This window comes from Nostoc sp. CCY0012 (assembly GCF_963920855.1).
Taxonomy (GTDB): Bacteria; Cyanobacteriota; Cyanobacteriia; order Cyanobacteriales; family Nostocaceae; genus Cyanocohniella.
In genome coordinates, this window is sequence record NZ_CAWUDM010000102.1 from 1 (window position 1) to 19,549 (window position 19,549).

At 41.2% G+C, this 19,549-nt stretch carries 16 protein-coding genes; 10 read left to right on the top strand and 6 right to left on the bottom strand.

Annotated features, from left to right (window positions below; genetic code table 11):
• Nucleotides 1-133: 133 nt before the first annotated feature.
• The 5 genes from ACM0OS_RS22855 (at nucleotide 134) to ACM0OS_RS22875 (ending at nucleotide 4,105) form a co-directional block, all read left to right on the top strand.
• Complete coding sequence (locus tag ACM0OS_RS22855; protein WP_414545482.1) at nucleotides 134-1,264, top strand: aldo/keto reductase; 1,131 nt, start codon at nucleotides 134-136, stop codon at nucleotides 1,262-1,264.
• A gap of 95 nt (nucleotides 1,265-1,359) precedes the next feature.
• Nucleotides 1,360-1,962, top strand: coding sequence for a Uma2 family endonuclease (locus tag ACM0OS_RS22860; RefSeq protein WP_414545483.1), 603 nt, complete (start codon nucleotides 1,360-1,362; stop codon nucleotides 1,960-1,962).
• A gap of 96 nt (nucleotides 1,963-2,058) precedes the next feature.
• A complete protein-coding gene (locus ACM0OS_RS22865; protein ID WP_414545484.1) occupies nucleotides 2,059-3,177 on the top strand; it encodes an AAA family ATPase in 1,119 nt (372 codons plus the stop codon).
• A 2-nt stretch (nucleotides 3,178-3,179) separates the two neighbouring features.
• Nucleotides 3,180-3,824, top strand: a complete 645-nt coding sequence (locus ACM0OS_RS22870; RefSeq protein WP_414545485.1) for a DUF3226 domain-containing protein — start codon at nucleotides 3,180-3,182, stop codon at nucleotides 3,822-3,824.
• An 89-nt stretch (nucleotides 3,825-3,913) separates the two neighbouring features.
• Complete coding sequence (locus tag ACM0OS_RS22875) at nucleotides 3,914-4,105, top strand: hypothetical protein (RefSeq protein WP_414545486.1); 192 nt, start codon at nucleotides 3,914-3,916, stop codon at nucleotides 4,103-4,105.
• A 113-nt stretch (nucleotides 4,106-4,218) separates the two neighbouring features.
• On the opposite strand, the gene ACM0OS_RS22880 is transcribed toward ACM0OS_RS22875, so the two are convergent.
• The gene (locus tag ACM0OS_RS22880) at nucleotides 4,219-4,425 is read right to left on the bottom strand and encodes a hypothetical protein (RefSeq protein WP_414545496.1); all 207 of its coding nucleotides are present in this window, start codon (nucleotides 4,423-4,425) and stop codon (nucleotides 4,219-4,221) included.
• 91 nt (nucleotides 4,426-4,516) lie between these two features.
• On the opposite strand from ACM0OS_RS22880, the gene ACM0OS_RS22885 reads away from it, so the two are divergent.
• Together ACM0OS_RS22885 and ACM0OS_RS22890 are read left to right on the top strand one after the other, a co-directional pair.
• Nucleotides 4,517-5,341 (top strand): class I SAM-dependent methyltransferase, encoded by an 825-nt coding sequence (locus ACM0OS_RS22885; protein ID WP_414545487.1) that lies wholly within the window; start codon nucleotides 4,517-4,519, stop codon nucleotides 5,339-5,341.
• A gap of 237 nt (nucleotides 5,342-5,578) precedes the next feature.
• The gene (locus ACM0OS_RS22890) at nucleotides 5,579-6,103 is read left to right on the top strand and encodes a hypothetical protein (protein ID WP_414545488.1); all 525 of its coding nucleotides are present in this window, start codon (nucleotides 5,579-5,581) and stop codon (nucleotides 6,101-6,103) included.
• A 4-nt stretch (nucleotides 6,104-6,107) separates the two neighbouring features.
• Here the strand turns inward: ACM0OS_RS22890 and ACM0OS_RS22895 are convergent, their stop codons facing one another.
• Nucleotides 6,108-7,307, bottom strand: coding sequence for an extracellular solute-binding protein (locus ACM0OS_RS22895; RefSeq protein ID WP_414545489.1), 1,200 nt, complete (start codon nucleotides 7,305-7,307; stop codon nucleotides 6,108-6,110).
• Between the two features lie 293 nt (nucleotides 7,308-7,600).
• Between ACM0OS_RS22895 and ACM0OS_RS22900 the strand changes: the two genes are divergently transcribed.
• Nucleotides 7,601-7,975 (top strand): hypothetical protein, encoded by a 375-nt coding sequence (locus ACM0OS_RS22900; protein WP_414545490.1) that lies wholly within the window; start codon nucleotides 7,601-7,603, stop codon nucleotides 7,973-7,975.
• A gap of 70 nt (nucleotides 7,976-8,045) precedes the next feature.
• Here ACM0OS_RS22900 and cobT read toward each other — a convergent pair whose 3' ends face one another.
• The 3 genes from cobT to ACM0OS_RS22915 are packed head-to-tail and all read right to left on the bottom strand — an operon-like array spanning nucleotide 8,046 to nucleotide 10,643.
• Nucleotides 8,046-9,200: a nicotinate mononucleotide-dependent phosphoribosyltransferase CobT gene (gene cobT / locus ACM0OS_RS22905; RefSeq protein WP_414545491.1), complete on the bottom strand. Its 1,155-nt coding sequence runs from the start codon at nucleotides 9,198-9,200 to the stop codon at nucleotides 8,046-8,048.
• Nucleotides 9,201-9,214: 14 nt separating this feature from the next.
• Nucleotides 9,215-9,931: a DUF2232 domain-containing protein gene (locus ACM0OS_RS22910; protein ID WP_414545492.1), complete on the bottom strand. Its 717-nt coding sequence runs from the start codon at nucleotides 9,929-9,931 to the stop codon at nucleotides 9,215-9,217.
• 13 nt (nucleotides 9,932-9,944) lie between these two features.
• The gene (locus tag ACM0OS_RS22915; protein WP_414545493.1) at nucleotides 9,945-10,643 is read right to left on the bottom strand and encodes a Crp/Fnr family transcriptional regulator; all 699 of its coding nucleotides are present in this window, start codon (nucleotides 10,641-10,643) and stop codon (nucleotides 9,945-9,947) included.
• A gap of 737 nt (nucleotides 10,644-11,380) precedes the next feature.
• Here ACM0OS_RS22915 and ACM0OS_RS22920 point away from each other — a divergent pair.
• Both ACM0OS_RS22920 and ACM0OS_RS22925 read left to right on the top strand, forming a co-directional pair.
• Nucleotides 11,381-15,343, top strand: a complete 3,963-nt coding sequence (locus ACM0OS_RS22920; RefSeq protein WP_414545494.1) for a hypothetical protein — start codon at nucleotides 11,381-11,383, stop codon at nucleotides 15,341-15,343.
• Nucleotides 15,344-15,902: 559 nt separating this feature from the next.
• Nucleotides 15,903-16,148: a hypothetical protein gene (locus tag ACM0OS_RS22925; RefSeq protein WP_414545495.1), complete on the top strand. Its 246-nt coding sequence runs from the start codon at nucleotides 15,903-15,905 to the stop codon at nucleotides 16,146-16,148.
• Nucleotides 16,149-16,422: 274 nt separating this feature from the next.
• Here the strand turns inward: ACM0OS_RS22925 and ACM0OS_RS22930 are convergent, their stop codons facing one another.
• Nucleotides 16,423-19,479 (bottom strand): UPF0182 family protein, encoded by a 3,057-nt coding sequence (locus ACM0OS_RS22930; RefSeq protein WP_414545497.1) that lies wholly within the window; start codon nucleotides 19,477-19,479, stop codon nucleotides 16,423-16,425.
• Between the last annotated feature and the right edge of the window lie 70 nt (nucleotides 19,480-19,549).

A 19,549-nucleotide genomic window follows, 5' to 3' on the forward strand; every position in this document is an offset into this window, starting at 1 on the left:
GATGGGGAGATGGGGAGATGGGGAGATGAGGAAGACTAAACATAACAGGTTTTGATATTTGCCAGAAATTGTCCCCTTATCCCCTTGTCCCCTTGTCCCCTTATCTCCTTGTCCCTAATACCCTAACTTAGTGATGCAATACCGACGCTTTGGAAAAACAAACCTACGCCTTTCGGTTTTTTCGTTGGGAACAATGCGCTATTTAGCTGATGCTGACAATGCCCAGCAGATAATTGACCAAGCTTTGGCGCTAGGAATTAATCATTTAGAAACAGCCAGAGGCTACGGTAAAAGTGAGGAGTATCTTGGTGCAGTTATCAAAGGTGGATTGTCAGTACCTCGTTCCCAGGTTCACATCACCACCAAAATTCCGCCTACAGCTGATGCTGATAGTATGCGTCGGTGCATCAATGAATCTCTAGAACGATTAGATCTGGATTATTTAGATTGCCTGGGTATTCATGGCTTAAATACTTGGGAACATCTCAAGTGGGTGCAAGCCAATACTGGCTGCATGAAGGCTGTCCAGGAAGCTGTTGATGACGGTCGCGTGCGGCACGTTGGTTTTTCTACCCACGGGTCATTAGATATAATTCTGGCGGCAATAAATACAGATTTTTTTGAATTTGTCAATCTGCATTATTACTATTTTTGGCAACGCAACGCACCAGCAATTCAGCTAGCAGCTGAAAAAGATCTGGGCGTTTTTATAATTTCCCCGGCTGATAAGGGAGGACGACTTTATACGCCACCCCAAACTTTGAAAGACCTGTGTCAGCCATATTCATCCTTAGAATTAAATTATCGCTTTTTACTGAGTGATCATCGCATTACTACCCTGAGTGTCGGGCCAGCTATCCCAGATGAATTAATAGAACCTTTACAAGTTGCTGATAGTGATGGTGAGTTAACATTAGAAGAAAGTTTAATTTTTCAAACATTAGAAAAGCATCAAAAATCCACATTAAAAACTGATAAATGTAGTCAGTGTTTTGCTTGTTTACCTTGCCCAGAAAATATTAATATTCCCGAAGTATTGCGATTAAGAAATCTCGCTGTAGCTTATGATATGACCGACTATGGTAAATATCGTTATGGTATGTTTGAAAATGCCGGTCACTGGTTTCCGGGAATGAAAGCCAACCGTTGTACAGAATGCGGTGACTGTTTACCTCGCTGTCCTGAAAAGTTAGATATTCCTGCTTTGTTGGCAGATACTCATGAAAGATTAAACGGTAAAGCTGGTAGAAGATTGTGGGAATAAATCAAGAATTAAATATGCAACTTTGATGAAGAGATCGCCTGCCTGAGCCAATGACCAAGTTAAACTATTTGTAGACATCGCTACTGGAAATAACTATGCAAGTAACGCAACAGCGATACTATACCCCAGAGGAATATTTGGCGTTAGAGGAAGCTGCTGAATACAAAAGCGAATATATTGATGGGCAAATCATACCAATGGCAGACGGGACAATTAATCATAACCAAATAGCCCTCAATTTAAGTACTGAGTTAAATTTTGCCTTCAAAAAGCAAAGCTACCGCGTTTACATGGGTGATGTTCGTCTATGGATACCCCAAAAAAGTATTTATACTTATCCAGATGTGATGATTTTGGCGGATGAACCGGAATTTTTCAACAACCGTCAAGATATAATTCTCAACCCGCAGGTGATTGTTGAGGTTTTATCAAAATCAACCAAAGGTTATGACCGCGAGAATAAATTTGAGTCTTACCGCACAATTTCCACGTTCCAAGAATATCTGTTAATTGACCAAACCCGGATTCATGTAGAACAATTTTCTAAGACTGGGAAAAAACAATGGTCGTTGCGTGAGTATGATGAGGAAGATGAAGCGATCGCACTGGCAACGGTACCCTTTGAAATTTCTCTACAAGACTTATATAACAAGGTGCAGTTTGAAGTTTTAGAATCAGATATTGATAAATATAGTTAAATTAGGCGAACACTCGTTTTGCTAAAGTAAGAAGTATCTTAACTGCTTATACGCATACTAGTCATTAGCTCTTTGTTGTCTCCAGCTAGGAAAAATATGTTAAAGAGCGTAAAAATAGAAAATTTTCGAGGTTTCAAATCTTTTGAGCTTCAGCAGCTAGGTAGAATTAATCTGCTGGTAGGTGAAAATAACAGTGGTAAAACCTCAATATTAGAAGCTATTCAACTTTTATGCTCACGGAATAATCTTGAACCAATACGTGAGAGTATAAATAAAAGGGGTGAATATTTGTTTGATGACGAAAGAAGAGGAGAGCGAAAGCTTGATATTCGGCACCTTTTTTATGGGCATGAAATTGAATTGGGAAGCAGATTTTCAATAGTTAGTACTACTGATGGCAATATTCAAGAACAGCTTATTGGATCAATAGAAATACGCAAAAATCTTCACAGAGAATCATATAATCAGTTACCAGAAGTTATATATGATGAAGTCCCAGATGTATTGAAGGAAACCGATTTAATTATACAGTGGACTCAAGAAAAAAAAGAAGATTTTTTGAAGTTACCGTTAATGCCTAATGGAACATTACCTGTAGATTATATTCTAAGATCTCGTAGAGATACTAAAAATCCTGCAATTATCACGCAATTTATAACATCATCTTCTCTAGGAACAGAGAAAATGATTGAGTTATTTGATCAGGTAGTACTAACACCTGAAGAAAAACTTGTAGAGCAAGCGCTTAATAGAGTAGACTCCAAAATTCAACGAATTGCTCCGGTAAGTTCTCAAAAATCCAGATATTTATCAGACTCTCGTGGTGGTTTTCTTGTGCTTCTTTCTGATAACAAACGTGTACCAATCGGTAGCATGGGAGATGGGATTTGGCGTATCTTAGGGCTTGCATTAGCTACTGTATGCGCTAAAGATGGATACTTATTCATAGATGAAATTGATACAGGACTTCATTTTACTACTATGTCTGATATGTGGAAGATGATTTGGGAAACATCTAAAAGATTAAATGTACAAGTCTTTGCCACTACACACAATAGTGATTGTTGGAAAAGTTTATCCGATATTGCAGAACAAGAAAATGCAATTGAGGATAGTATTAGAATTCATAGAATTGAAAAAGGTAAAGAAAAAAATATAGTTTTTATTGAGCCGGAAATTGTTATTGCGGCTGAAGAGAATATTGAGGTTCGTTAATAATGCCAAGCAAGGAGAAATTGACGAAGCGGCTGTTTGTTGAGGGTGAACAAGATAAACGAGTAATACCGTATCTCCTCGAAGCCAACGGAATTCCTTGGGAAAAAGGTAATGAACCTGTCTATATCCAACCTCGCGGCGGTAATGATTTTACTAATTATTGGATATCTGCTCGGCTGAAAGAAGCAGGATTAACCCATTTTGGTTTGATACTAGACGCAGATGAAGATTCATCTACTAGTTGGCAAAGTATTAGAAATGCTTGTTTATCAAGTATTCCTGATATACCTCATGAAATACCGGAAACCGGACTTATTCATCTTACTCATGCTGGAATTAAGTTTGGTATCTGGATTATGCCAGATAACCAACTACAAGGTATGTTAGAAACTTTTTTAGCTTATATGGTTTACGATGAAAGCCAAGTTCTTTGGAAATATGCTCAGAAAGTCGTAGGAGAATCAAAAAATCAAGGGGCAAAATTTATAAGTTCTCATCATGATAAAGCTTGTATTTACACGTGGTTAGCATGGCAAGATCCACCAGGACGACAACTACATAATGCTATTGAGGAAAAAATTCTGCATCCACAGCATCCAAAGGCACAGGTATTTGTTAACTGGTTTAAAAATTTGTATGATTTATAATTTAGTGATATTTATAACTGAGCGATCCCATAAACACAATATTTCCATATTAAAAATGAAAAAAAAGGGTAGACGTTGAGATACCACTAATGAATACTATCAAGATTCACTTAGCTGTTGGCATTGATCACGTTACCCTATCTGTGTTTTATACCGAGGCTGATTGTTGGGAATTTCGGTTGATTAGTCCTGGTGGTGCAGTGTTTGGCCAGGGAAAGCTTTACTATACGCCTCAAGCTGCCGAAAAAGCGGCGCGAGAGTGGATACAACAAGGCAATTAAATCAGCCTAATTAAACCTTGTCTATGTTGAGAACTATAGTTTGCAGTCAAGATTATGAGATTGCTTCTTGAGGTTGCAATGACAAAAACTTCACTTTTTACGATGGACGAAGTTTAATTTCCCGTTTCAGCAAGTGCTTCTAGATGAAATGCCAAATTATTCAGCGCCATTTCAATTTCGGAACTATATGGAATGCTGCGCCATCTGGGGGTGGTTGCATTATCCATCGCTGTTGTTTCCAGATATTGAGCAACAACCATGAGTTTTTCGGGATCTGTCCCTGCTGTTGCCAAATTTTCTAAAAATTCTTGAGGTGTCATGGATTCTGAGAATTTCATTATTGCAATCAGAATAACTACTGCATCACAATAAGTCTGTTCACCGTACTCATGTTTTTCAGACTATAAGCTAATGACCAGCGATTACTCCCAAAATCCCCAATTCTCGCTTCAATCTCTTGAACTACTAGCACCCGCAGGTAACAATGATTGGGATAGTGACCTTTACCAAGATAAACACGCTTTTGTCTGGCAATATGGCGAAGATTTGCTGAAATTGCTCAACCCTAAACCCGGAGAATATATTTTGGATCTAGGTTGTGGTACTGGACAACTCACCGAAAAAATTGCTTTAGCTGGTGCTGAAGTCATGGGAATTGATAGCGCCCCGGCGATGATTGAAAAGGCCAAGCAAAACTATCCTCACTTATTATTTAATGTTGCTGATGCGAGAAGCTTTCAAGTAGATCAGCCATTAGATGCAGTATTTTCCAACGCGACTTTGCATTGGGTGAAAGAACCAGAAGACGCGATCGCCTGCGTGTATCAAGCACTGAAACCAGGAGGACGTTTTCTCGCCGAGTTTGGTGGTAAGGGCAATATCCAGGCGATCGCTCAAGCTTTATATACTGCTTTAGAGGCAGTTGGTATTGCCGCACAAACACTTAATCCTTGGTATTTTCCTAGTATTGGTGAATACGCCACACTACTAGAACAGCAAGGCTTTAACGTCGCTTATGGCATTTTGTTTGCCCGTCCCACTGCCTTAGCAGAGAAAGAAGCAGGTATGGCAAACTGGCTGCAAATGTTCGCCAGCGCTTTTTTAGCAGAATTGTCTCCTGAGCAGCAAACACAAGTCATTAGTCAGATAGAGCAGTCCCTCAAACCAACACTATATAGTGAGAGTACTTGGACGGCAGATTACAAAAGACTCCGCATCCTGGCCTTTAAGATTTAGCACACACAAACAGCGATTAATTAGGTAAATTATTAATATGTAGTCAAATCTATTACCCGTAATTCATCAGCGAATGGAACATTAATCCAAAATCGCCAATGGTATTCTTTTATGATTAAACACAAGCTACCTGGCCGCCAGATATCGCTCCCCCTGCTAAATCACTCAACTAAATTAAATTTCTCACCTGTCTCCCATCGAGCGAAAAGCTTTGGCTTACAATTTCCCCGAAGGGGGATGAGGTCTATTTTATCTTTGTGGAAATTAACCTACTTAACTATTAGTCTGAGTACAATTTCTTTTTTAGCAGCCTTACCCTCGCCAGCACAAACATCCCCAGTCCCATCACCTTCGGATGCGCCTTTGGAACTGGCCTTATTAACTCAACCCAATGGTACGGTGATGACAGCCAGTACCATTAACCCAGAAGGTTTAACTACACCTAGTTTGTGGTGGGCAAAAGAAAATTCCGAAAATAGGTTGTTGGATAACTGGATCGCCTATGCAGCATCCGAGAATGAACCAGCCAGAGTAGACCTCATCGTTAATCAGCAAGTTTGGAGTGTGCTGGAATATCTAGAACGTTACCATTTTGTGAATCACTTGGGTAGCAGTGCCAGAAGAGAAGGTTATAATGTCCGGGTTTTTAATTACCAGCAAGACCTGTTGGCAACTTATACTTGTAACTTTGTGACAAGTCCAGTGTCATGCCGTATCCAGATGAATGCACAAAACCGATTAGGTCTGTTGCGTTCACTTTAAATAACTATGCTTGCTTCATTTGGGTGAACAAAGCCTCATACTGCTTAATTACTTCCGGAGGTAACGGGAGTAAAAATTCACTTTTGCTGAAAGTTTCACGATTACTTTGTAACAAACCCCTAAACGGTTGTTGAATATCCGCCGGGACAATATCGGGAAAAATTGGCGAATTACTTCTAGTTAGCACAGAAATTTGCTGGGCAATATTTGGTTGCCAACAAAAATCAATCCACTGAGATGAGATAGTATCTTGGGCAGCCTTTGTTGGACGTACCCATAAGTCTGCCCACATTGCCGTTCCTGATTGTGGAATAACTGCACTTAGTTGGGGATAACGTGCCAAAACTGGCATGATATCGCTTGACCAACCAACTGCTAGCCATGTATCTCCAGTAATTAAAGGTTGTAAATAGTTATTGGAACTATAGAACTTCACTTGTTGGTTGAGTGTGCGTAGTTCCTGTTCTAAATCGGGTATGGTGTCCAGATTCTCTGTATTGTAAGAGTTTCCTAGCTTTTTCAAAACCAGACCAATGACTTCTCTGGGTTGATTAAGTAAAGAAATCCGCGATCGCAATTCATTTCGCCACAAATCACTCCAATCTTGCGGCGTCAATCCTAATCTTTGTAATCTTTCACGATGATACACAATCATCGTACTTCCCCAACGGTAAGGAGCCGCCCACACTTGCCCTTGAGTGTCTAGATTACCTTGAGCGTTGCGCGTTACTAATTGTTGCCACCTTTGATCCAACGCAGTCCAATTTTTTAACTGTTGAATTTCTGGCTGTGTCAACGGTTGAATTAGTTTCTGCTCGATAGCTGCTCTTAGCCAGTAATCACCCAATGTCACCAAGTTAGATGCTGCAACTGTTTCTGATTGCCCAAAGGGTAAAAAACGTGTCCAAACTGGGTCATTAGTGGTGTTCGGTTTCTGCTGCCAACCTTGCAATTGCCTAAATATCTCTTGTATCTGCTCAATCGGGGTAAACTGTAACTGCACCCGTTGCTGTAAACTGCGGCGAAATTGACTAACTACTTGGCTAGGTATAGAACCTTGGAGTAGCCGGACATTGAGTTGTGTTTGGTTACCACCACCACACCCAACCAGCAGTTGTGAAAGTGCCAGTCCACTTGCACCAATCAAAAAAGACCGTCGATCCAGTGATTTAGGGTTGGGAATTGGGAATTTCGGATTATACATGATAAAAATGGCGCCTTTAAGCGCTTATTTAGCCATATTTGCGAAATAGTGCTGTCAAAATTGAGTTAGTGACTAACATTCGACTCTTTTAGTATAAATAGCTGGTCATGAATTAAATTTTCTCAATAATCATCATGATGAATATGCATAAAAATTATTTAGTTATATTTATAAACAAATACTTAAATAACATATTCCCACAAAATTTTTGAAAAATTAAATAATTCATAAGTATGGTTAAGATCACCAGTAAATTGAATAACATAGAGAAAATATGCGGACAAGGGTATTAAATGGAGCCATTACAACAGCAAATCCTGACTTTGAGTGATAAACTAGATGCCCTCTGCCAGGTGATAGAGCAACTTGACGGTAAAGTCGCTCAAGCTTTCTCAGAGTGTTCTTTAGCAAATACCCAAGCAAAAGATAATAATGTAGAAAATAGTGATGCAGGCAGTCATCAGTTCAAAAAACGCATCAATTTTCATTCTGAGATGGAACATAAAGATGTGTTGACAGATGGCATTTATTTAGACATGAATAGGCAAGGTGGAGATGCCGGCATAACACCAGAAATTCAAATACAAAGACTGACAGCACAGTTAACAGCAGCCTACAATCGCATTGCAGCTTTAGAAGAACAATTAATGAAAGAAAGAATCCATTAAATTTGCTAATTATTCAATATGTCAATAACTGGAAAAATTAGCCGGAATCTATATGAGTCCGGTGTTTTTGCTATTGACTATTGATTTGGCTGAGTCGCTCAATCTGAGATTCAACAGCAGCTAAAAGTTGATCTTGCTGCCAATTGTGACTGAGATCAGCAGCGATGCAAGCGGCTCCAGCCCCTACACCTTCTTTAACAAAGCCCTGTTCATAAGCTTGAAGTTGAGGATAGCGAGAATCCGCAAAACTTAACGGAGTAGCAAATAAACAAGGAACTGTTTTACCTAGACTAAGTGCTAAATCAACAGTATTTCCAGTTATATCTTCTGCTACCCAACGAGTCGTACCAACAACAACTTCTGCTGGTTGCCAAGCTAGATCATAAGCTTGGGCGATCGCACTCATTAAAGCATACACCGCCAGCATTTGCGTACCGCCTGCCAACATGACACCACAACTACGACTAGCTGCGATCGCCATTCCCGCCACCACCACTTGCATGGGATCACCCACAGCAGCAACGAGCCTAAGGGGATCTATTGAGGGAGACGATTGTGATTCTTCCCCCCTGCACCCCTGCACCCCTGCTTCCCCCGCTCTCATCCTCTCCAACCCAGCTTGCACTACTGCCCACTTTTGCGCGTGATTACAAATAGGGTGACTACTGTTGACTTTTCCATCTGCGTCTATACCCAAGCCGGTTAAAATCCCCAGGGCGGTGGTAGTTCCTCCCACGACACACTCACTTAAAATTACATATCCTTGTGGAGTATCGGCAGCCAGACGTTCTCCCCACAGTAACCCTTGTTTGAGCAAGTGGTGTACTGTACTCAATTCCATAGCCGCACCTCCACTTAAGCATTTAGCGGCATCACCACCTAAATCAATGGCTGGTACAGCAGGAGCATGGGGTAAACCAGCATTAAATAAATAAATTGGAATTTTCAGTGCTTCAACTACAGCACGAGAAATTAACACAGGCGAAGCACCTGCTGTTAACGGTGGTAGAGGATACAAAGGTTTTTTTTCTGGGCCATAGTATAAAAACTCAGCATCAGCACAAGCAGTATATTTTCGGTCTTCTGGAGTGCTACCAGCTGCGGAAATTCCGGGAATTAAACCAGTTTCAGTAAAACCTAAAACACAGGCAAATATAGGTAAACAACCGCGATACTTATTAATCCATGCTTCACCCTGTTGAATTTGGGTATAAATCCGCACCATATTTTTTAAGTTATCTACCCTTCATAATCCATCAAAACTTGCACCCATTGTGGCGGACGGGGAATGGAGTTTCCCAAGCGATCCAATAGCAGCCATGCCGCCAGGTGTACCATAAACAGATAGATAAAGTTATTGAACACAATTAAAGCGATCGCACCCAGTTGAATCAAAAATACACTAGGACTAGCTAACAATTGCAGTCTTAAAAAAGCCCATTCTATGAGTTCTGTGACTTGGTTAATCACATAAATCCACAGGTCTTCACCTGATAATATAGACAGCAACCATAACCGAAAAAACACCCCTAATGTACCCAACAATGTACCCAGGGTAATAGACACCATCCAAGGAACACGACGATGCCACGTTGCACCCAAAAGCACACCCATAAAAGCAAAAGGCATGACAAATAATAGACTGCGGACTGGCCCCATTAGCACTGATAACAGCAAACCAGAAGTCACAGCAGCCATCCACGCTGCTCTTTTGCCCCAGCGCAAGTAGACTAAGGCGATGGGTACAGGGAAAAATATCCGCAAAACTGGCCCCAGGGGAAAGTAAAAATTAATAAACCAGATGAGGCTAGCCGTACTCGCTAAAAATGCTGTTTCTACCATTCGTAAGGGCGCATCAACTTTGAGGCTAGGTCGCCGTAACTGTTCTTTCTCTAAGAGGGTATTTTGAGTTTTAGTGGATGGGTCTTCATCTGGTAGAGAATCTGAAATACTCATTTTGGCAAAATTATTAAACTATCATTCTTTCTAAGGCTGACAAATCGGGAATACAAATAGTGTCCTGCTCCCTTCTAATCAAACCTTTTTTTTCTAGTCTTGTTAATACTCTTGTAACTGTTTCCCTTGCCAGTCCACTCAAGCTACTCACTTCCCGGTGAGGCAAGTTAGGAATTTCGGTTCCTGTCTGTGCTTGTTTTCCTTGTCCTTCTGCCAAGAATAACAAAGTGTCGGCTACTCGTGATTGACTATCAGATTCCCGCAATCGCAGTCGTCGATTTACCTGCCGCAAGCGTCGAGCCATCAGTTGTGATAATCTTACTCCCGCCAAGGGTTCTGTATGAAGTAATTTAACAAAATCTTGCGATGGCATACTGCCAATTATCGTCGGCGTTAGGGTAATCACATCAGTGGAGCGAGGTACTTCATCTAGCGCCGCCATTTCTCCGAATAATTCACCTTTACCAATAATATTTAGTGTTACTTCTTTTCCTTCTAAATTGTAAGTACGTATTTTTACCCATCCGTCTAAAATAAAGTATACGGAACCACCCCAGTCATTTTCCAGCAGAATCACTTGATTTGCTGGGTGTGTGCGAGTCACAAGATGGGTGAGAGCTAGTTCCACAGCAGCTTCTGGCAACCCTTCAAAAAAGGGAGCAGAAAGTATCCAGGGATTAGTGGGTGCTTGCAAGCTATATCGGTCTTCCATTACGACTTAATTTATTAAAGCTGCTATGTATAAAACAAACAAGAGCGCTATATTCAACTTAAGCGATCAAAGCACAACCCCTTTCAAAAAGAATACTAAACTGTGTTACACAAGAAAGCTACAAGTATTTTTTATCAACAATCTTGACCTATGGGTTAGAATTGCGTAAACCTTTTGCCCACGGCATTTGACGCCTTTTGGAGTCTCCTTTAGGGGTCAAATGCATTGCCAACAAGATTACTTAAATATATAGCCAAACAAGATCAATGATACTCAAGGTAGTTAATTTTTGCTAATGTAAAATTTTTATCTGTTCATACAGAGCAAAATGAAGTCAAAAATATCCCCTTGCCATTCAGTGACTGGTTAGCTACATTAATTGCTCGTGTGGGTGCAAAGTCGGGGAAATTAGCTTTGTGGGTCTGATGTCGTAATTACAGGCATTTGTCTTACTAAGACTATTTACTTAGCTGTTGCATTTGTGGATGTTTTTTATAGGATAAAGTCCGAGAAGCTGTAACATCTCCTTGTATAAAAACAAATTCGGCATACCTTTTGTATTTCTAAATTGCAACTAACTGTCAAGTTACTCTTTGACAACAGATGTTGATGAATGACTGCCAAGTCTCATAAATCCATCACGTCAGTAAGCAGTCCGAAGGATTCCCACCTGAGGAACTTTCATACATGTAGTTCCCCGACCCGTTAAAGTACAGTTCTAGATAAGGTAATTCAAAGTGACTTCCCGCGCAGATGAAATTCAAAAATTAATTGCAGACATTGACAACTTACTCAATAGCAGTGGTAAGCGTCTGACTCGGTTGTTGTCTAGTCAGGCGCCGGAAGCTAGAGAAGTTTTAGAACGAATTCGTCAATTTCTTGTCCAGCAAGGAGAAACTGAAGTTTTCCAGAGTGCAGACCAAAACCAAGTATCTGGACAGGTACAAAAATCACCTTTGTTGGAAAAATTTGTCGAACAAGCTCATAACCAATCTGCTGCACAGCAAAACCAAGTTTTGCAAAACCACAGTGATTTGATCTCTCAGCAATTAAAAACCGAATTAACAACATTAATGCAGCCGTTGCAGGCAGAATTAGCAACGATGTTGCAAGAGCGGGCAACACTTGTACAAGAAATTAGACAACTAGAGCAAAGGCGACTACACAACTACTCCTTAAGCCAGCAGTGGGCTAACCAGGAGCAGATGATTTCCGAATTTTTACAGGTACTAATGAGCCGTCTACCTGCTTTAACGTCACAAAATAGGGAAAACATCGCTAGTAGCAATAGTCAACAACCTAGGCAATTAGCATCGGCGGCAACTCAACCTTTCTTAGAATCTACTCCACAAACAGAACGCTTAACACATCTATCCCAGGACTTAGATCAACGTTTATTATCCTTAGATGGGACTGTAAATGTCGTATTTGAAGCATTACAACGGAATATTAATACTTATCACGAATCCTTATCTCAAGCACTGGCACGAATGCACAATACGGGAGTGCAGGGCGAACAGTTGATGGTAAACTTCCTCAACAGTTTAACGCAACATTTGCCCCAAACATTGCCTAGTAACCCATCATCGAACGAGGGGGGAGCAAATCAGTCATCATTTACTGCACCTGAAACAACACAACCAGCCCAGCAAGGTGATTTAGCCAACAACCAAATGTGGCAATTGCTAGAAACAGAGACGGCAACTTCACTGACATTTAATGGTGAGGAAGAAGATGTTGATGTTACAGATAATCTCGATGCAATGCTTTTAGAGCTTGGTGTAGATGATTCTTTAGCATCTGAGCCGACATCGATGGAATTTCAGCAGGATAATTTGGAGTTAATTAGTGATGAAATAGATCAACTGTATGTAAGTTTGTTGGGGACAGAGAAATTTACTAGTTTGAACCTTGATGTTAGCCCAGCAGTGGTGACAGCAGAGTTATCATTCCCCACTGAGGCAGAAGCAACAGAGGTTATCGCCCCAGAATTATCTGCACCACAAATTACCAAGACTATAGCTACATCTCCCATTGAGCCAGTAGCAGCTGTGCCAGATCCTTGGTCGGAAGCATTAAGTCCTCGGAATACTCAACCGCAAGACTCATCATCAGAGTCATGGCAAGGATTGTTTTTTGCAGAAGATAGTGACCCAGGCCAATCCATAGGCAGTTCTGGGTTTTCACAAACACAAGTTGTCGTCACTGATGATTACCAGATTCAGCCCAGTAGTGCTGATACAATTACAGCCTTGAGTGACTTATTTGTGGATATGGGTAGTGAACAGGAGTGGTTGGGAATTGCTTCTCCTCTAGAAACCGCAGTAGTCACGCCACCAGAAATAGATGTTGTTGACGAGTCGGAAGTAGTCGTCAACAATGAAGAGCAAGAGCAGTTATTAGACAATTACATTGCTGCTTCTCCCCAAGAAAATTTGCTTTTACCAGAAGATAGTCATGCGTCCACCGTATCTGATATTTTTCTGGATGAAGGGCAATGGCAGCAATTGCATCAAGATTTAGCCAATTTTGACGAGCTACTAGATTCTAATTTTAACTTAGATGTATTTGCAGAGAGCATAGACCAGCATAAACTGGCTGACCCCAGCACACCAGATATTACTGTCTCTAGCGCGGATGTGTCGCAGATTACCCCGATATCTTGGCCGCAAACAGAAGCTGACTTAGACTTTAGCCCCACAGAGGCCACAGAACAGGCAGTGAATTTGGCACAAGAAAGCTCGTCTATTTCCATTTCTAGCTCTAAGAGTCATCCAGAAATTGCACCCGATATTCTCGACTCGGTTTGGTATTTAGGAATTGATGTAGGTACAACTGGCATTTCTGCGGCATTATTAAATCATCACAATTCTGTGGTGTATCCTATTTACTGGTCAGCGGACAACCAACAGGAAGTTACTTCGTTTCAACAATCATTCCGGTTACCCGCAGAGGTTTATTTGCCGTCTAATTCCAGACCTCAAGAGGAAACCGCAAGCCAGACAGATGCAGATCATTTACATAAATCGGCCAAAAATCCCCAGAATAATTTTTACTCGGCCCAGTTGAAGCCATACTTACAGGTGGCTGTTCCCTACAAAAGTGAACAACAAAAATGGGAACCTGTGCTGCAATTTAATGAATTTTCTGCGGGGCCTTTGATTTGGGTTGTGCGATCGCTCTCGAAATTACTGCTAACCTTAAAAGCAGATCGCCACAGCACCACTCAGGGTTTAATTGCCACTGCGGTGGGTTTAAATGAAAAAACTTTCCATCACATTATTAATCAGATTGCTGGTGTAATTTGCACTTGTCCAGCTAACTGGTCAGAACAATATCGCTTTAATGTGCGAGAAGCTTTACTCACTAGCAAATTAGTCCAACATCCCCAACAAGTCTTTTTTGTCGAGGAAGCCATCGCTAGTCTGCTCAGTACCCTCGATGGTGCCAATGGTGAAATAGTACAATTAAGCGATCGCCAGGGTTTACGTTCTGTGAAACCTAGCGATCATCCTGTGGTTGGTCAAACTTTGGTAATTAATATTGGCGCCACAGCTACAGAAATGGCCCTGGTGGATTTGCCAGAAAATCTCCAGCAATTAAAACACAATGATTTTCTCCTCCATAGTTTTGCCTATGCCAGTAAGGGAATTGAGCAGGACATTATTTGTCAGTTACTATTGCCAACCAAATATCGCCAAACCCGCTTTGACAACCAGGGAGAGAGCAAAACAATTACTAGCAATCCTTGGCAATGGCAACCCGCCTTTCCTGGTTTAGATCAAATGCGTTGGCAGAGTTTGGGATTAGAAAAATTAGAATTACCCAGAGTAGGTGAACCAGATATTCCCACTCGTATCCGTCTTCAGCAGCATTTAGAAAGTTCCTTGTTAGGACAGGCGGTGTTAGATGCTGCATTGGCATTGAAGCTGATTTTGCAACATCAAGATACTTTTACTTTAGATTTAGCTGATCAGCGATGGACATTACAGCGCAGAGATTTAGAAACTCAAGTGTTTATCCCCTTCGTGCGCCGCTTGAACCGGGAACTAAATAAATTGTTAGTGGCTAAAGGCATCCCCACAGAAGCAATTAATCAGGCGCTTTTAACTGGTGGTGTGGCTTCCTTAGGAGTTGTCAACAATTGGCTGAAGCAAAAACTCCCCAACGCGAAGATAATTCAAGATTTGTATCTCGGTGAAAACGGCGCGCCTAATTGTAGTCGAGTGGCCTACGGTCTAGCAATGTTGCCCTTACATCCTCAGGTTTTAGAAGAACCCAGGCAACAATATACTGACTATTTCTTGTTTAGGGAATTACTAGGAATATTACCAGATAGAACCTTATCATTTGGCGAGGTTTTGCAGTTATTTGAGGGACGTGGTATCAATACTAGTATTTGTCAGCAACGTTTGATGGCATTCTTAGAAGGTGAGTTACCACCGGGTTTAATCCCCGCCAACCCAGATGCTATTTGGTTGACCCCCAGTTCTCAGAATAATTCTCACTACCAGGCGATCGCTGCTACTCCTCTGTTTGAAAAACAAGGCAATCTCACTTATCAAACTAATTCTCAACAACTGCTAGTTTTACGGCGTTATTTAGATGCTATTAAAGCCAGTACACAGCAACCTATGGAGGAACCTTATACTGTTAATTTCGCCTTGGCAGCTATACGTAGCAATTCTCAAGAGACATAAAAATAATTCGCAATTCGCAATAAAGTAAACGTCAATGAACACTTTGTTAGACATAGTTCAAACTATCATCTGGCGAAGTTTATGGTATACACAAAAGGCAAGACACCAGAAGAAACTTGCAGTGAAATTCTGAACTTGATCAAGGTAACTGAATAGTGATGAATATAGATATACTATTTAGGAGAATATGACAACTAACAAATTCAAAATTCTTGACCCATTGGCTACATATACCTTTAGTCAATATTTTCAATTAAAGAATCCCACAAAAGAAATATTAGCTGAATTTGACTATGCTTATGCAAGAAAAATACTAGAATTACCTTCTTATGACTAAGATATTTCTTATCTAGAATTTCTGAATAATTATATCCGAAGAAACATTAGACTAATCAACCCTTCAGTAGAGATATCTATTCGAGAATTTCTCATCGCACCAATTATCGTTGAGGTGTGCGACCAGACTAATGCTGAATTGTATAGTGAGTATGCACTTGATGTTGACAATAGACTCAAAGGAAGTCTTGATTATCTACTAAAAGGAAAAAACACAATCTTAGTGCTTGAGGCAAAGCAATCAGATATCCGTCGAGGATTTACCCAACTCGCTGTAGAATTAATCGCATTAGACAAGTCGTTAGGTAATGACTCAAAAATATTGTATGGTGCTGTTACTAATGGGGATGACTGGAAATTTGGCACATTAGATAGAGAGAAGAAATTGATTACTGAAGACGTTAAATTGTATCGTGTTCCCGAAGAATTGGAGCAATTAATCAAGGTATTAGTTGGGATACTTCAGTGAAATCAGGACTTACGTAACTAGCATATTATTTTAAGTTTGTAGTGAGGACTTTAGTCCTCTCTGCGAGATGCTCCGCGGTAAGCGCAGCTATGCCCGCAGGGCTTGACAAGATAAGGGCTGTTCGCGCAGTGTTCCCGTAGGGTAGCCCTGACTACAAGCAAAAAAAATTTTTTATTTTTTGTGACACTTGCATAAGTCCTGAAAATAAATGATTGACGCACATTACGTATAGACATAAAGACTTAATGCGGATATCAAAACTCCCCTATCTTCCCTATTCTGCGGGGGCCGGTTCTTCTACAGGACGAATAATTGCTGGGGCGGGTGTGACTTCTGGTTGGAAAATTCCCTCTAAAGCTTGTTCTAAAGTAGGGGCCATGACAATTCTATTTTCAAAAGCGACAATTACCCGGACTAAAGTTGGTAATCTATTTTGGGTAGCTTCTAAATAAATTGGCTCGACATACAGTAGGGATTGCTCAATGGGAATAATCAATAAATTACCTTGAACTGCTCTTGAACCTTGGCGATTCCATAGGGAAATTTGCTGCGAAATCACTGGGTCTTGGTTAATGCGGGCCTCAATTTGTTCTGGCCCGAAAACCAAGCGTTCTTTAGGAAATACATACAACAATAACCTACCGTAATTTTCTCCATCCGATCGCGCGGCTAACCAAGCAATTAAATTAGACCGTTGTCTGGGTGTATAAGGTAACAGCAGAATAAATTCTTCTTGGCGAGAGGCTTCGCCAACAAAGGGAACTGTGGGGAGGCTGGTAATTAAATAATATGGTTCTACTAGACGCGCTTCATCACCATAGATTTCGTTGGGTATCTGCCATTGGTCTTCCCGGTTATAAAAAACTTGGGGGTCTGTCATGTGGTAAGTCATCAACCGCTCAGATTGGATTTTGAAGAAGTCCACGGGGTAGCGGATGTGAGTGCGGAGGGTGGGGGGCAAATCACTGAGGGGTTTGAAGGCGTTGGGAAATAACTTTGACCAGGTGGCAATAATGGGATCTCTGGGGTCAGCAACGTAAAAGTTAACAGTGCCGTGGTAGGCATCAATTACTACTTTGACTGAGTTACGGATGTAGTTGATGTTTTCGCTGGTGGTATCTGAATAGGGATAGCGATCGCTTGTGGTGTATGCATCTACAATCCAATAAAGATAATTGCCATTAGTAGGGAAATCGCCATTAACATTATCTGGGTTGGCATCGGCGGCCACTAAATAAGGGTCTTTATCATACTGTAAGAAGGGTGCGATCGCGCGAATGCGTTGGTTGATATTCCGCCGGAACAAGACCTTGGTATCTGGCAAAAAGTCCCGTGTAAATAACATTTGCCAATCTTTCAAATACATGGCAAATAATAATCTTCTCCAGGTTGCACCAATACCAATGCCACCCTGTCCATCGTAAATATTGTAAACATTATCACTGCCACTGGGATAGTCTAACTCTCTAACTCTTGTCCCAGTCATTACATAAGTATCAGTAATTTCTCCAAAATAAATCCGTGGTTGTCCAATGGGAACGCTGTCACGAATGGCTTCACTGGATGTTGTGAGGGCGTTTTCGTCATTGCCTGCGATATCTTGAACAAAGTATTCTGGTAGCCCACCCGGCCCGACTGTGTTCACGGGACTCATGGTAAACCCGTAACCATGTGTATAAATTAAATGCCTATTGACCCATCTTTGCGCTTGTTGAGGCACAGCAGTATAATCTAGTTCCCTGGCAGCAATTAATACCTGCCGCCTTTCTGTGGTTTCTGTGGGTGGATTTGGTTCTGGATTAGGGTCTGGAGTCTCTTCTGTTGTGGTAGGTGCTTCTGCGGCTACTTCTGTTAATAAAGTGTAGCGGTCAATATCGGCATCAGGAAACCGATAGTAAAGACGAATTTGTTGTAACTGGCGATTAGTTTCTAAAAGTGGTTGCTGATCCCAAAGGCGAATATTCCGAATCGTCAAATCATTTCTTTGCAGATCGGCTTCCGTCAAGCCGCCAGTAGGGCTAAAGGTTTGGGCATCGATGGCTTCCAAATCAAATGCCTGCCGAGTCAAAGCAATAGTACGCTGAATGTATGGTTGCTCTCGTTGTAATTCGTTGGGCTGAACAATTAAATACTGCACCACAGTAGGGAGGAGAAAATCAGCGGCGACAACTGCAATTAAATATAGTCCCAACCCATAAAATACAAATTGGCGATACCGAGACTGGGGTTTCCAAGAAAACGTGCGCCATAGCAGGTAGAAAGCCACCGTTAACGCCAAGATGCTCAAGATTGTGTCAGCTGGCAAAACTGCTATGACATCGGTATAACTAGCACCGTAAGTTACTCCACGGCGAGAATAAACTAACTCATAACGACTCAGCCAATAACTTAGGGCAACAACCAGCATAAACAAGCCACCCAAGCCATATAAATGACGCTGTTGTCCAGAAGAAAATCCGGGAAAAATTCCTTGACTGAAACTATCTGCTGAGAGGAGATATGTTAAGCCAACAGAGATGAAAGCATATAAAAACAATCCCATCAGCCATAGTTCTAGCAGTTCCCAAAAAGGTAGGGAAAATATATAAAAACTGATATCTTGACCAAATAAAGGCTCAGAAACATTGAAGGGTGTGGGGCGAAAATATTGCAGGACTCTAGCCCAGTTATGAGACAGCACCCAAGCAAACAAAACACTAAATACAACTGCGATCGCCGTCAGGAAAAAACCAGGATAAATTACAATTGCGATCGCCACTCCTGCAACCAAGGCAATATACCAACTGTGGGAGATAATTTCCCCGCTCATCAATTGCCAAATTCTCTCTGGTCGAAATAGCACTGGAACTGGGGGAACAGACATCATCATGGGAGAATGCCAGTAAGAAAAAGCTATTTGACCATAGTGAAATAGCATCAATCCCACCAATAGACTTAACACCAACGCCACAGGTAGCAACCAACGTAATCTTAATGGCTTAGTCCGAGATTTAGGTGCTGTAATTTCATCGCGTTGGGAATAATGAGGACTGAGAAAGTTTTCTAATTCACGATTAAGTCCTGCTTCTTCACGCCGGACTTCTTTAATTTTTAAAGACTGGGAGTACCTTAATTTACGCGCCAAAGAAAGATTTCCCAGCAGATAGAATCCACTTGCAACAGCTATGACTACCCATACCCCACCCTTAGTTAGTATCCGCAGCAGAAATACTTGCAAGTAGCCGACATTCTCAAACCAGAAAATTTCTGCTCCCAGACGAGAAAGCAAATCCAGGAGTAGCCAAACTCCCAGGAATATTATTAATAATCTAAAGCACCATTTCCAGAGCATGACATGTAGGGAGTTGGGAGTTGGGAGTTGGGAGTTGGGAGTTGGGAGTTGGGAGTTGGGAGTTGGGAGT